The organism is Mesorhizobium sp. CA4, from assembly GCF_020165075.1.
Lineage (GTDB): Bacteria > Pseudomonadota > Alphaproteobacteria > Rhizobiales > Rhizobiaceae > Mesorhizobium.
Genome location: NZ_JAIUHK010000055.1, coordinates 1 through 12,273, shown reverse-complemented (window position 1 = coordinate 12,273; position 12,273 = coordinate 1). Strand labels below are relative to the sequence as shown.

Here is a 12,273-nt window from a genome sequence, read left to right as displayed (position 1 = left end):
GGAACGAGAGGAAACGCCGGTTTAAGCCCGGCGCCGGAATGCGCGGCCTCCTTAGCCAAAACAGCAAGGCTTCGCAAGCGAGCGCGTCTGTCAGCGGTCCGGCACCGTCTATCCTGACAGAATCTTGTCGCCGATATGCCACACGATTGATGAAACGGCCCGTTGGAGATTGTCATGACCGAAATCCTGGAAATCGTCACCTTCCGCCTCAAGCCCGGCACCGAAGCCGGTTTTATCGCCAATGACGGGGCCAGACCGACTGGCTCACCCGGCAGCCGGGCTTCCTCAGCCGGCATCTCGGCCGGCGTGAGGATGGAAGCTGGGTGGACGGCGTGCGCTGGCAGAGCATGGAACAGGCCCAGGCGGCGGCCGACCGCATCATGGCCGAGACCGGCGACAGCGAGGCCATGCAGGCGATCGAGCCGGCCAGCGTCGCCATGAGCCATGCCAAAATTGTCCTATCGCGGAGGTCCGACACCCGCTCATACCTTCCGGCGGGCAACCGGCTCAGGCAGCGCTTTGCCATAGGCCCGGACAATCGAGGACGAAACCGGCCGACGAGACCGTCAGGATGGCCTCATAGCCAAAGGCCGGCGCGGCATAGGCGTAGCGGTTTTCGTCAAGCCGCCGATAGGTCTGGTCGAGGCGCGTGAGCCTGAGCTCGGGAAAAGCCAGGTAGGCGGCGGGAGCCGGCGTCGCCATGCCGATGCCAAGATTGAAGCGGCGGACCGCTACCAGGTTCGTGGCCGGCGTGAAGCCAAGGTCGATATCGACGAGGCCCGCGACCTCGGCGTGGCCCACGCCGTTCAGCATCCACTGGCCATCGGCAAGCCGCTCGATCTCGCAATGCAGCTCCTGCGCGCCGACAAAACCGTCGACGCACGCGGAGCGTGTGCTCCAGCCGACATCGCATTCCACCGCATAGGCGAGGCTGCAGGCCCTACCGTCATGGGCGAAGAGTGCATGGCCCTCGAGGCGCCAACCCCGGTCGGTCGCGCTGAGCAGGCAGGCATCATGGCCCTCAAGATCGAGACGGCGCCAGAGGATCGATGAGTGGGGTTGCATGATCGGGCCTCCTTCCTGGACATCATGCCTTCCATTCGTCCGACATGGCGATCGCGTTTCCGCGGCGGCCGGATCAAGCTGCCATGTGCTGACATCCGACGACAACCGGCATGCGCGGATGCTTGCTGGCAACGCGTGTGGCAGCAGCCGAAAACCCTGCCTTGACTTTTGGCGCCAAGGACCCGACTTCCTAGCGTTCCACAGCGCCGCGCGTCCTTCGGGACGCGCAGAGGACGCTGTGGCACTTTGACTTTGCGCATGATCGGCACGGATTTTCGGGGTCGTGCGCTGGAGAGCCGCCTATGCCAGAGCCCCGCCGATCGACCATCGATGCCGGAGAAGTCGAGCGCTTTTCCGCCCTTGCCGCCGAATGGTGGAACCCGAACGGCAAGTTCCGTCCGCTCCACAAGCTCAATCCGGTGCGGCTTGCCTATATCCGCGACCAGGTGGCGGCGCGTTTCGGCCGCGATCCGCGCGCTGCGCGACCTTTCGAAGGCCTGCGCTTCCTCGACATCGGCTGCGGCGGCGGGCTTTTATGCGAGCCGATGGCCAGGCTTGGCGCCGAAGTGGTCGGCGCCGACGCTTCCGCGACCAACATCGAAGTGGCGAAGCTGCACGCGGCGGAGGCCGGCGTCAGTGTCGATTATCGCGCCACCACGGCCGAGGCGCTGGCCGATGCCGGCGAGACCTTCGACGTCGTCCTCAACATGGAGGTGGTCGAGCATGTCGCCGATGTCGACCTGTTCCTCGCCAAATGCGCCCAGATGGTCCGTCCCGGCGGCATCATGTTCGTCGCCACCATCAACCGCACGCTGAAAGCGCTCGGCCTTGCCATCATCGGCGCCGAATATATCCTGCGCTGGCTGCCGCGCGGCACGCATCACTTCGGCAAGCTGGTGCGGCCGGAGGAACTGGAAAAGGCGCTGGGCGCCGCCGGGCTCAGGGTGATCGACCGCACCGGCGTCATCTATCATCCGCTGGCCGACCGCTGGCAGAAGTCCAGGGACATGGACGTTAACTACATGGTGCTGGCCGAGAAAGCCTCGGTCTGATCGCGTCAGACCTCAGGCTTCCAAGGTCCGATGGTACCCCGCCAATAGGACCAGCCGGCGGCAAGGAGGATCAGCCCCGCGACGCCGCCGGCTCGATCCGAGCCGGCGCAGGCGCGCCGGCCTGGCTTTGCGCCTTGGTCGTGATGAAGACGCCGGCGGTGATGATGGCCGCCCCCAGCCAGGTCAGAAGCCGGTAATGCTCGCCCAGGAACAGCGTGCCGGCGAACAGGCCGACGGCCGCCGCGACATAGCCGATCTGGCTGAGATAGACCGGGCCGCCGACCGCCTGCAGGCGAAAGAAGAAGGCGAACATCGCCGAGGCCGACGCAACCTGGCCGACGACGACAAGCGGCACGGCGCCGAGCGGAGCGAAGGCTTGCGTACCCAAAAAGCCGACGATGCCGATTAGAAGCAGCGTGGCCGAGGCCAGATGGCTGCCGACCGCCAACTCGATAGGCCCGGTGCCTTCCGGCCAGTCGACGGTGCGGTAGATGTTGCCGGCGGCAAGGCTGACCGGGATGAGCAAGCCGACCGCGACCCAGAAATAGTCGGCCGGCTGACCGGCCTCGCCGCGGGTGAGCGCGACCATCACCGCGCCGACGAAGCCGACGGCGATGCCGACAACGCCAAGCAGATTGGGGCGCCTGACACCGAGCAGGATCGAAAACACCAGTGTGATGACCGGCGACAGCGTGAACATAATGCCGGTGTAGCCGGCGCCGAGATGCGGGATAGCCGAAAACATCAACAGATTAGGGATGGCGTAGGAAATCGCCGCGGTGACAAAGAAGTAGCGCAGCTTGTGCGGTGTCAGCCGGATGCGTTCGCCGCGCAGAAGAAGCGCAAGCAACAGCACGCCGCCGGCGCCCAGCGAGATGACGAAGGCCCAGACCATGGCCGGTACGCCGGCAGCGGTGGCGAGCTTGCCGAACGGCAGCGTCATGCCGAGCAGACTACCGGTCACGACCAGAAGGCCAATCGCGGAATCCCAGAGAAATTTCATCGGGCTGTCCTGTCGCTGCGTGACCGCTTGGCGGCCGGTTCTTCTTGCGATAATATAGCGTAAAGATTCTTTATGTCAAGATACTTTGCGGTGAGCAATATGGATCGAGCGGGCAGGGCCATGGAACAGTGGCGGCGGGAGCGGCCGGATCTCGACGTGTCGCCGATGGGCGTCATCGGGCGCCTGAACGAAGCCTCCGCGCTCATCGCGCGCGACCGGCTGGCGCCGGTCTTCGCCCGCTTCGGTTTGCAATCCGGCGAATTCGACGTGCTGGCGACATTGCGCCGTTCCGGCGCGCCTTACGCGCTGACGCCGACCGAGCTCTATGAGGCGACGATGGTCACGTCCGGCGCCATGACCGCCCGGCTCGACCGCCTGGAAAAGGCCGGACTGATCCAGCGCGCGCCGCACCCCAGCGACAGGCGAGGTGTCGTCGTCGCGCTCACTGCTAAAGGCCGCGAGCTCGCCGACGAGGCCCTTGCGGCCCATGTCGCCAACGAGCACCAGATCCTTTCAGGTCTGACGGGCGAAGACCGGGAAGTGCTGGCGAAACTGCTGGAAAAACTGATCGTCAGCTTGAGCTCGCCGTCCTAGTTCCGGTCGTCCGGAAAGCTCGGGATCGGCATGAACTCGATGCCGTCCTCGACAAGGCTTTGCGCCTCCTCCGGCGTCGCTTCGCCATAGATGCCGCGCGGGTCGGTCTCGCCGAAATGGATCTTGCGCGCTTCCTCTGCGAACTTGTCGCCGACATAGTCGGCATTCTCGCGCACCTTCTCGGCCAGCGCCTTCAACTGAGCCAGCGCCTGCCTCTGTGCCTCGCCCATGGCCAAGGCGACCTTCTCTCGGCTGCGGGACGTGGAGACGGCCGGCGCCATCAGCGCCTTCTCGACCTTGTGCGAGCCGCAGCTCGGGCAATCGACAAAGCCGCGCTTCTTCTGGGTATCGAAATCGTCATTGCTGCGGAACCAGGCTTCGAATTCATGCTCGTTTTCGCAGATCAGGGAAAAACGGATCAAGAGGCAGCACCCCTGAGACGCGGCGCTTCGCTTGTCCCCGCATTCACGGTGAAATCCCGCGCATTCTTCAGATTGGGGATCTTGCGGCGCGCGGCAAGCGACTGGGCCGGATCGATCTCGGCGACGATCACGCCTGGCTCGTCATGCGCGGCCTCGGCGACGATGCGCCCCCACGGATCGACGATCAGCGAATGGCCATAGGTCTCGCGCCCGTCCTCATGCAGGCCGCCTTGCGCGGCGGCGATGACATAGGCGCCGTTCTCGATGGCGCGGGCGCGCAGCAGCACATGCCAATGCGCCTCCCCGGTCTGGCGCGTGAAAGCGGCGGGCACCGTCAGCACCTCGGCCCCGGCCATCGCCTCGGCGCGGAACAGCTGCGGAAAGCGCAGGTCGTAGCAGACGGCAAAGCCCAGCCTCGTTCCGTTGATCTCGGTCACGGCCGCTTCCGTTCCCGGTTCGTAAGACGCGGATTCGCGCCAGCTCTCGCCATTGTCGAGATCGACATCGAACATATGGATCTTGTCGTAGCCGGCGATCAGCTGGCCGTCAGGTGAAAACAGGAACGCCCGGTTGGCGAGCTTGCCGTCGGCGCGCCGGATCGCCGTCGAGCCGATATGCAGATAGATGCCGAGCTCCTTCGCCAGCCTGCGCGCGGTGGCGACGACCACGTCCTTGTCCTCGGTGGTGAAGGCGGCTGTCCCCGCCTGCTTGTCGCGGATCAGCGCGCCGGTCATTTCCGGCGTCTGCACATAGGTGGCGCCCTGATGTGCGGCATCGCGGACCAGCTTTTCCATGCCGGCCGCATTGCGCTCCGGGCTGGTCCCCGAACGCATCTGCACCGCCGCCGCCTTGAAAACGCCCATGATCAAACCCTCGCTCCGTTTGCAAGCAGCGCGTCCAGCCGGCCCTGCGACTCCAATTCATGGAGGTCATCGCAGCCGCCGACATGCGTGCCGCCGATGAATATCTGCGGAAAGGTGGTGCGCCCATGCGCCCGTGAAATCATTTCCTGGCGCAATTCCGGCGAGAATGAAGCGTCGTGCTCAGTATAGGTCACGCCCTTGCGCTCGAGCAACCGCTTGGCGGCCGTGCAATAACCGCACATCATACGCGTATAGATCGTCACATCGACCATCGATCAGCAATCCTGCCTGTGCACATCGCTTATCAGTTGCGCGAAGGCGACATGCACCAAAACAACAACTTAAGCACTATATAGTTGCAGACTCATCGGCCCGGAAGTCCCCCGGCAGGACGCGCGCGAAGGTCAGCACGTCGACCGCGCCGGCGCCGCCCCTCTTCAGCGCCTTGGCCACAGCCCGCACCGTGGCGCCGGTGGTGTAGACATCGTCCACGACCAGCAGCCGGCGGCCCGCTATCTCGATTTCACCTTCCGGCGGCACGCGAAAGGCGGCGCGCACATTCTCCTCGCGCTCGTGCCGTTCGAGCCCCACCTGCTGGCGCGTCAGCCTCACGCGCCTGATCGCGGAGGGCGAAAAGGGCAGCCCACCGAGTTTTGCAACGGCCCGTCCGAGCTCCGCCGATTGGTTGAACTGGCGCCGGAAGAAGCGTCGCCAATGCAGCGGCACCGGCACGACCAGCTCGGCCTCCGCGATCAGCTCCGCGCCGGCACGCATCATCCACTTCGCCATCCAGGGCGCGAGGTCGGTGCGATCCTGATATTTCAGCCCTTGCACCATCTGCCGCGCGACGCCCGAATAGATGACAGCGGCCCGCGCCCGCTCGAAGGGCGGCGGATCGGCGATCGCCTCAGCGGAAAGAAACCCTTCGCCCATGTCGTGGGTGAAGGGCGTGCCCATCACCGGGCACCAGGGTTTTTCCAGCAGTCTGAGCTTCGGCCAACAGGCGCCGCACAAGACGCCGGGCTGCGACACATGGCGACGGCAGCCTGCGCAAACCGGCGGGAACAACAGACGCACCGGCCAGGCCAGCGCCTGCCGGGCCATATCCTGGACCGCTATGGTCTTGATCTTGTGCACCGGATCGGCCACGTGAAAGGAAACCCGCGCTACCTTAACACCACTGCGGCATGTGCGGACAACAGGAAGCTTTTCATTGCAGCCCTTGATTGACACTGAGCTCTGGCTCGCGCGCAAGCGCCGGGCGCTCGCGCGCCCCGTCGAAGGCTCCGATTTCCTGATGCGCCGCGCCGCGGAGGATCTTGCCGACCGGCTGGGTGCCGTCGAACGCCGCTTCGACAGGGCGGCCGCGCTGTTCTGTCAGACGTCGGGGGCGGCGGACGTGCTTGCCGACAGCGGCAAGGTCGGCGAGATCGTGCGCGTCGAGATGGACGACGCGCTTCTGGCCGGCAGCCCCGGCCTGGTGGCGCCGCCGGAAACCGTGCCGTTCGAGGAAGGCAGCCTCGATCTCGTCGTTTCCCTGCTCTCGTTGCACGCGATGAACGACATTCCCGGCGTGCTCGCGCAAATCCGCCGGGCGCTGAAACCGGACGGCCTGTTCCTGGGCGCTCTCGCCGGCGCGGGCACGTTGGCTGAATTGCGCGAAAGCATGCTTGCGGCCGAGACGGAGCTGTACGGCGGCGCAAGCCCGCGCATCCTTCCCTTCACCGACGTGCGCGACGCGGGCGCGCTGTTGCAGCGCGCCGGCCTGGCCTTGCCTGTCGCCGATGTCGAAACGGTCGCGGTGCGCTACGACACGCTGTTCGATCTCGCTGCCGATCTGCGCGCGATGGGCGAAACCAGCGTTCTCGTCGATCGCAGCCGCCGGCCGGCCGGCAGACGGCTCTTTGCCCGCGCCGCGGAAATCTATGCGGAACGGTTCTCGGACCCGGACGGCCGTGTGCGCGCGAGTTTTTCGGTTGTCTGGATGTCCGGCTGGGCGCCCGACGCCTCGCAGCAAAAACCGCTCAGGCCAGGATCGGCCAAGGTTTCGCTGAAAACTGTCCTGGAGGACGTGCGGAAGCGTTGACTGCCGCCTCTGATTGCCTGACCGGCACGCTCAGGGGGAGAAAGCTTGGACCAGTCTGCTGTTGTTATCGCTAAACAACCACTGGAGCGCATCCGCCGCCTTGCCGACCCCGCCGATGATCACGAGCGACAGCACCGTGACGATTAGGCCATATTCGATAGCCGTGGCGCCCGTCTCATCTTTAATGAATTGCTGCAGCAGGTTCTTCATGGCCATCACCCCTTATGCAGAAATTCTAATGTCCTACCCGTTAAGAAAGGTTAACGGTAAAAGCTTAACAGCGAATGAAATGCCGCTGTGCCAAAAAATCATTAACCAAGTCAGCACTCGCCGCTGCGGCTGCCATCATTGCGGATGACGCAGATTGAACTGGGCAATGGCTGCAGCACGCTACGGCGCAGCGTATATGTATTGAGGCGATGGCCGATCGATCCGGTCGCCGTCATATCGAGCCCGCCGGCGAAGCCATCGCGGGCGCTTTGCGGCCGGGTCTGGTTGTCCAGGAAAGGCGTTGCGATCAGCGCCAGCGCCACCGCGGCCGAGCCGAAGAGAAGCGTGACCCGCAGGATACCCATGCCGGCGTCCACGACGCGGAAGCCTCGGTCGGGCCGGATCGAGTGCCAGTCTCTTTCAAGGCTCATGCCGTGTTTCCCAATCATCGACGATATCGCCGCGCGAAACGGCCTCGGGCAATTTTTCACGTCGAGATAAATCTTGCATTAACGCTGGCTACGCAGCCCCGGCAAACGTGCGAAAACATTCACCGTTTCCGGGCAACGGCGAGCTGCGGCGAAGTCGGCCGTGAATCTACAAAAGATCGATGAGGAACTGGATCAGCGGCGCGTCGGCCGGGGGCATCGGATAGTCGCGCATCTGCCGCGGCCTGACCCATTTGAGCCCCTGCCCTTCCCTGGGCTGCGCGATCCCGCGGAAGCGGCGGCAGACGTAGAGCGGCATCAGGAGATGAAAATCGTCATAGGAGTGGCTGGCGAAGGTGAGCGGCGCAAGGCACGGAATCTCGGTCTCGATACCGAGCTCCTCATGCAATTCGCGGATCAGGCACTCCTCCGGCGTCTCGCCGGGCTCGACCTTGCCGCCTGGAAACTCCCACAGGCCGGCAAGCTGCTTGCCTTCCGGGCGCTGCGCCAGGAGCACGCGCCGGTCGGTGTCGACCAGCGCGCAGGCGGCGACCAGGAGCAGGCGCTTTCCGGTTGGCTTGACCTCGCTCATGCGCCCGGCGGCCGTCGATAGTGGTAGCGATAGACTTCCTCGAAGCCGAGCGACCGGTAGAGCGAAAGCGCCGGTAGGTTGCCGGCCTCGACCTGCAGCCAGGCCTCGCGCGCGCCGCGCAGCCGCGCCCATTTCAGCGCCGACAGGATGAGATTGCGGCCATGGCCCTTGTTGCGCGCCGCCTTTTCGGTGGCGACCTCGAACAGACCTGCGAGGTCGCCGTCGTGGACGCAGATCAGCGTCGCCAGCGGCTCGTTGCCGTCTTCGAGCGCGAACAGCCCCGCCTCCGGCTGGATGGCGCCGATGACCTCGGACAGGCCGGGCCGCAGCGAGGCGTCCGAGCCGCTCGTCCTCAGCGACGCGCCGATGAAGCGGCTGATGTCCTTGAGCGGTATCTGGTCCATGGCTGCGCCAAGCTCAAGCTCCTTCAGCGGCAGCCGCATGACCAGGGATTCGTCAAACCTGTTCCAGCCGGCCTTGTCGAGATGCGCGGACAGCACCTGCCCCGACAGCGGCGACATGCGAAAGGTCAGCGGCCGGCCATAGGCATCGAAGCGCCTCGCGGCGCGGCCGATGCGCTCCTCGATGGCGTGCGTGTCGCCCGGATCGAGCGGATTGACCGAGTTCAGGCGTTTGGCTGGGTGCCCGGCCGTGAGCCGCACCACCCAGGTCCCGTCATAATGAACCGCCGCCGCCGGCCAGGCGCGAAAACCCGCCGCCTCGTAGCGGCGCACGACCGCCAGCACGCTTGCCGGATGCCTGGACACCGGCGCCATCAACTCCGGTAATCGCCGTTGATGGCGACATATTCCTTGGTGAGGTCGCAGGTCCACACCGTCGCCTTGCCGCGGCCGATGCCGAGATCGGCGCGGATGCGGATGTCGTCGCGCTTCATATAGGCCGAGGTCGCTTCCTCCGAATAAGCCGGATCGCGCTCACCCTCATGCGCCAGGCGATTGTCGCCGAACCAGATCGACAGCCGGTCGCGGTCGGCCGGCTCGCCGGCCTTGCCGACGGCCATGACCACGCGGCCCCAATTGGCGTCCTCGCCCGCGACCGCCGTCTTGACCAGCGGCGAATTGGCGATCGAGAGTGCGATCCGCTTGGCCGAACGCGCCGATTTGGCGCCGGTGACGGTAACTTCGACCTGCTTGCGCGCGCCCTCGCCGTCACGCACCACTTGCAGCGCCAGCGACTTCAGCACCTTGCCGAGCGCCCGGCGGAACGCGCCGATCCGCGCATCCTTCGGATCGCTGATCGACGGCGCGCCGCGCGCGGCGGCCTTGCCGGTGGCGAAGAAAAGCAGCGTGTCGCTGGTCGAGGTGTCGCTGTCGACGGTCACCGCATTGAAGGTCTTGGCCGTACCGCGCGACAACAGGTCCTGCAGCACGGGGGCTGCGATCGGCGCGTCGGTGGCGATGAAGGACAGCATCGTCGCCATGTCGGGCGCGATCATGCCCGCGCCCTTGGCGATGCCGTTGATGGTGACGTCGGTATCGCCGAGTTTGACCGTCGCCGTCGCCACTTTCGGATAGGTGTCCGTGGTCATGATGGCTTTCGCCGCCTCGGTCCACAAATCCGGCTTGCCGTTCTTGACCAGGCCGGCCAGCAGATGGCTGAATTTGGTGGTGTCGAGCGGCTCGCCGATGACGCCGGTCGAGGCCAGAAACACTTCGCTCTGCGAACATCCCGCGGCCTTGGCTGCCGCCTCACCGGTCAACGCGGTCGAAGCCTTGCCCTTCTTGCCGGTGAAGGCGTTGGCGTTGCCTGAATTGACCACCAGCACGCGCGCCTTGCCGGCGGGCAGGTTCTGGCGGCAGAAGTCGACCGGCGCCGACGGACATTTCGACCTGGTGAACACGCCGGCGACAGCCGTGCCCGGATCGAAGACCATGGCCAGCAGATCGGTTCTGTTCCGGTACTTGATGCCGGCTTCGGCGGTCGCGATGCGCACACCTTCGATGGCCGGCATCTTCGGATACTTCTTCGGTGCGAGCGGCGAAATCGTAGCGAACATCGAGACCCCGGAGCGGCAGAACACGAAAGGAAGGCCGGTTTGCCCGATAGCGCGCGCCGGCGCAAGGGGCGTTCTGGCCGTGCCTTCGCGGCGTGGCCGGGGGCTTTGCGGTTGGAAACGCGTCGTTTCGTTTCATCGCCGAAGCCAATATGATCGGCGGCAGATTCACCGGCTAAGGAAGACCTCGATGGGCGAAACCGCCGTTCGCGGGCGCAAGTCGATCGGCGCGAAACGCAATCCCGAAAGCGCCGATGCCATCATCAACGCCGCCGAGGCGGTGCTGCGCGAGGCCGGCTATGCCGGCTTCTCGATCGAGGCCGTCGCCCGGCGGGCGCGGGCCGGCAAACCGACCATCTACCGCTGGTGGCCGAGCAAGGCGGCGCTGCTGATCGAGATCTACCAGCGGCAGAAGCGCGTCGAGACGCCCGACACCGGGAACATCGAGGACGATCTGGCCGGCTTCCTCGAAAATCTGTTCGCGCATTGGCGCGACACCCCGTCGGGCAACATCTTCCGCTCGCTGATCGCAGAGGCGCAGTCGGACGAGGCTGCCGCGGCTGCACTTGCCGAATATTCGAAAGGGCGCCGCAGCCACACCGGCCGGATGATCGAGCGCGCCAAGGCGCGGGGCGAGGTGGCGGCCGATGTCGATGCCGGGATCGTCGCCGACCTGATCGCTTCCTTCGCCTGGCGGCATCTGCTGACCGAACGGCTCGACGAGGACGTGGCGGCGATCCGCGCGGCCGTGCGCTATATCGCGCGGGGAATAGTGACTGCCTGAGCCGGAAAAGCAAAGGGCGCCCGAAGGCGCCCTTGCAGGATTACCCAGCCGGTAGCGGATTACTTGCTGCCTTCCAGCGCGTCGACGTCCTTCTTGAGCTTCTCGTCCGGAATCTCGACCTTGGCGGCTCCGCGCAGGTCCTTGACCATGGCGAAATACTTGTCGCGGATCACCGCCTGCTTGGCTTGGTCCTTGACGTCGTCGAAGGCCGGCGGCTGCTTGGCGCGCTTGTCCTCGAGCTTGATGACGTGCCAGCCGAATTGCGTCTGCACCGGCTCCTTCGTGTACTTGCCGACGTCGAGCGCCAAGGCCGCCTTGTCGAATTCCGGCACCATCTGGCCCGGTCCGAACCAGCCGAGATCGCCGCCATTGGTTTTGCCCGAGGGGTCATTGGTGTGCTCGTTGGCGAGCTTCTGGAAGTCGGCGCCGCCGTCGAGCTGCTTGATGATCGCCTCGGCCTCTTCCTTCGTCTTCACAAGGATGTGACGCGCATGCACTTCGTTGACCGGCGGCGTGTTGGCGATCTCCTGGTCGTAGCGGGCGCGCACTTCAGCATCGGTCACCTTGTCGACCACTTCCTTCTCGACCACCTCGCCATGCAGGGCGCGCGCCTGCAGGAAAGCCATGCGGCGCTGGAAGTCGGCGTCCTTGTCGAGCCCCGCATCAACCGCCTTCTTGGCCATGACGCGGATTTCGATCGCCGCCGAAAGGGCGGCCGCGCGGCGCTGGTCGGGCGGCAGTTGCGCGAACTGCTGCGACAGTTCGCCTTCGGCGAGCTGAAGATCGGCCTCGGTCAGCTTCTCGCCATTGATAGTGGCGACCACGGCATTGGGATCGACCGGCTTTGCGGGCGCAGCCGTGGGCGCGGCTGCATCCGGCTTGGTCTCCTGCGCCATCAGCGGCGACAGGCAAAGAGCCGAGAGCCCGAAGGCCAGACCGAGACTGGCGAGCGAGGCGCGGCGGAACGACAGGGACATCGAGATAAACTCCAAGGGGATTGCCAATAAGGATCGCGTGAGCGAAAGGGTTCCAGATCAGTCGGATTGTGGCGGAATTTGGCGCCGCCCATAGGGCTAACGCGGCGTGTCGGTAGCTAATCAAGTTGTCCGGTTTGGTAGCACATCATTTGTCCGCTTCAGTTTGCGTCGAAGCGGTTCACG

The 12,273-nt window shown here is 65.3% G+C and carries 16 protein-coding genes; 4 read left to right on the top strand and 12 right to left on the bottom strand.

Translation table 11 applies throughout. The annotated features are described in order from the left end of the window. Nucleotides 1-507: 507 nt before the first annotated feature. The gene (locus tag LB528_RS28395) at nucleotides 508-1,065 is read right to left on the bottom strand and encodes a putative glycolipid-binding domain-containing protein (RefSeq protein WP_224516659.1); all 558 of its coding nucleotides are present in this window, start codon (nucleotides 1,063-1,065) and stop codon (nucleotides 508-510) included. 302 nt (nucleotides 1,066-1,367) lie between these two features. On the opposite strand from LB528_RS28395, the gene ubiG reads away from it, so the two are divergent. Beyond that, entirely contained in the window at nucleotides 1,368-2,117 is a 750-nt protein-coding gene (gene ubiG, locus LB528_RS28390) for a bifunctional 2-polyprenyl-6-hydroxyphenol methylase/3-demethylubiquinol 3-O-methyltransferase UbiG (protein ID WP_224516658.1), read from the top strand. Nucleotides 2,118-2,187: 70 nt separating this feature from the next. Here ubiG and LB528_RS28385 read toward each other — a convergent pair whose 3' ends face one another. Beyond that, a complete protein-coding gene (locus LB528_RS28385; RefSeq protein WP_224516657.1) occupies nucleotides 2,188-3,120 on the bottom strand; it encodes a DMT family transporter in 933 nt (310 codons plus the stop codon). Nucleotides 3,121-3,219: 99 nt separating this feature from the next. Here LB528_RS28385 and LB528_RS28380 point away from each other — a divergent pair, with 99 nt between their 5' ends. Then, complete coding sequence (locus tag LB528_RS28380) at nucleotides 3,220-3,714, top strand: MarR family winged helix-turn-helix transcriptional regulator (protein WP_224717096.1); 495 nt, start codon at nucleotides 3,220-3,222, stop codon at nucleotides 3,712-3,714. Here the strand turns inward: LB528_RS28380 and LB528_RS28375 are convergent. The 4 genes from LB528_RS28375 to LB528_RS28360 all read right to left on the bottom strand — a co-directional run bounded on the left by LB528_RS28375 (nucleotide 3,711) and on the right by LB528_RS28360 (nucleotide 6,148). Then, on the bottom strand, nucleotides 3,711-4,136 hold the full coding sequence (locus tag LB528_RS28375; RefSeq protein WP_224516655.1) for a DUF1178 family protein: 426 nt from the start codon (nucleotides 4,134-4,136) through the stop codon (nucleotides 3,711-3,713). The two genes, LB528_RS28380 and LB528_RS28375, sit on opposite strands and share 4 nt — an antisense overlap. Next, entirely contained in the window at nucleotides 4,133-4,999 is an 867-nt protein-coding gene (locus tag LB528_RS28370; protein ID WP_224717095.1) for a carbon-nitrogen hydrolase family protein, read from the bottom strand. Before LB528_RS28370 ends, LB528_RS28375 begins: the two co-directional genes overlap by 4 nt. A 2-nt stretch (nucleotides 5,000-5,001) precedes the next feature. After that, nucleotides 5,002-5,271: a glutaredoxin 3 gene (gene grxC, locus LB528_RS28365; protein WP_224516653.1), complete on the bottom strand. Its 270-nt coding sequence runs from the start codon at nucleotides 5,269-5,271 to the stop codon at nucleotides 5,002-5,004. A 76-nt stretch (nucleotides 5,272-5,347) separates the two neighbouring features. Then, on the bottom strand, nucleotides 5,348-6,148 hold the full coding sequence (locus LB528_RS28360; protein WP_224717094.1) for a ComF family protein: 801 nt from the start codon (nucleotides 6,146-6,148) through the stop codon (nucleotides 5,348-5,350). A gap of 64 nt (nucleotides 6,149-6,212) precedes the next feature. Here LB528_RS28360 and LB528_RS28355 point away from each other — a divergent pair, with 64 nt between their 5' ends. Next, nucleotides 6,213-7,085, top strand: a complete 873-nt coding sequence (locus tag LB528_RS28355; protein ID WP_224717093.1) for a methyltransferase domain-containing protein — start codon at nucleotides 6,213-6,215, stop codon at nucleotides 7,083-7,085. Nucleotides 7,086-7,115: 30 nt separating this feature from the next. Here the strand turns inward: LB528_RS28355 and LB528_RS28350 are convergent, their stop codons facing one another. The 5 genes from LB528_RS28350 to argJ form a co-directional block, all read right to left on the bottom strand. Beyond that, nucleotides 7,116-7,295 carry a Flp family type IVb pilin gene (locus LB528_RS28350; protein ID WP_411962280.1) on the bottom strand — a complete coding sequence of 60 codons (180 nt, stop codon included), beginning with the start codon at nucleotides 7,293-7,295 and terminating at the stop codon, nucleotides 7,116-7,118. Nucleotides 7,296-7,405: 110 nt separating this feature from the next. Then, complete coding sequence (locus LB528_RS28345; RefSeq protein ID WP_224717092.1) at nucleotides 7,406-7,726, bottom strand: hypothetical protein; 321 nt, start codon at nucleotides 7,724-7,726, stop codon at nucleotides 7,406-7,408. 166 nt (nucleotides 7,727-7,892) lie between these two features. Further along, on the bottom strand, nucleotides 7,893-8,315 hold the full coding sequence (locus tag LB528_RS28340; RefSeq protein WP_224516648.1) for a (deoxy)nucleoside triphosphate pyrophosphohydrolase: 423 nt from the start codon (nucleotides 8,313-8,315) through the stop codon (nucleotides 7,893-7,895). Continuing rightward, nucleotides 8,312-9,091 (bottom strand): GNAT family N-acetyltransferase, encoded by a 780-nt coding sequence (locus LB528_RS28335; RefSeq protein WP_224516647.1) that lies wholly within the window; start codon nucleotides 9,089-9,091, stop codon nucleotides 8,312-8,314. Before LB528_RS28335 ends, LB528_RS28340 begins: the two co-directional genes overlap by 4 nt. Then, a complete protein-coding gene (gene argJ / locus LB528_RS28330; RefSeq protein WP_224717091.1) occupies nucleotides 9,091-10,332 on the bottom strand; it encodes a bifunctional glutamate N-acetyltransferase/amino-acid acetyltransferase ArgJ in 1,242 nt (413 codons plus the stop codon). Before argJ ends, LB528_RS28335 begins: the two co-directional genes overlap by 1 nt. Nucleotides 10,333-10,519: 187 nt before the next feature. Between argJ and LB528_RS28325 the strand changes: the two genes are divergently transcribed. Beyond that, a complete protein-coding gene (locus LB528_RS28325) occupies nucleotides 10,520-11,113 on the top strand; it encodes a TetR/AcrR family transcriptional regulator (RefSeq protein WP_224717090.1) in 594 nt (197 codons plus the stop codon). A 59-nt stretch (nucleotides 11,114-11,172) separates the two neighbouring features. Here LB528_RS28325 and LB528_RS28320 read toward each other — a convergent pair whose 3' ends face one another. Further along, nucleotides 11,173-12,090, bottom strand: a complete 918-nt coding sequence (locus LB528_RS28320) for a peptidylprolyl isomerase (RefSeq protein WP_224717089.1) — start codon at nucleotides 12,088-12,090, stop codon at nucleotides 11,173-11,175. Nucleotides 12,091-12,273: the final 183 nt, after the last annotated feature.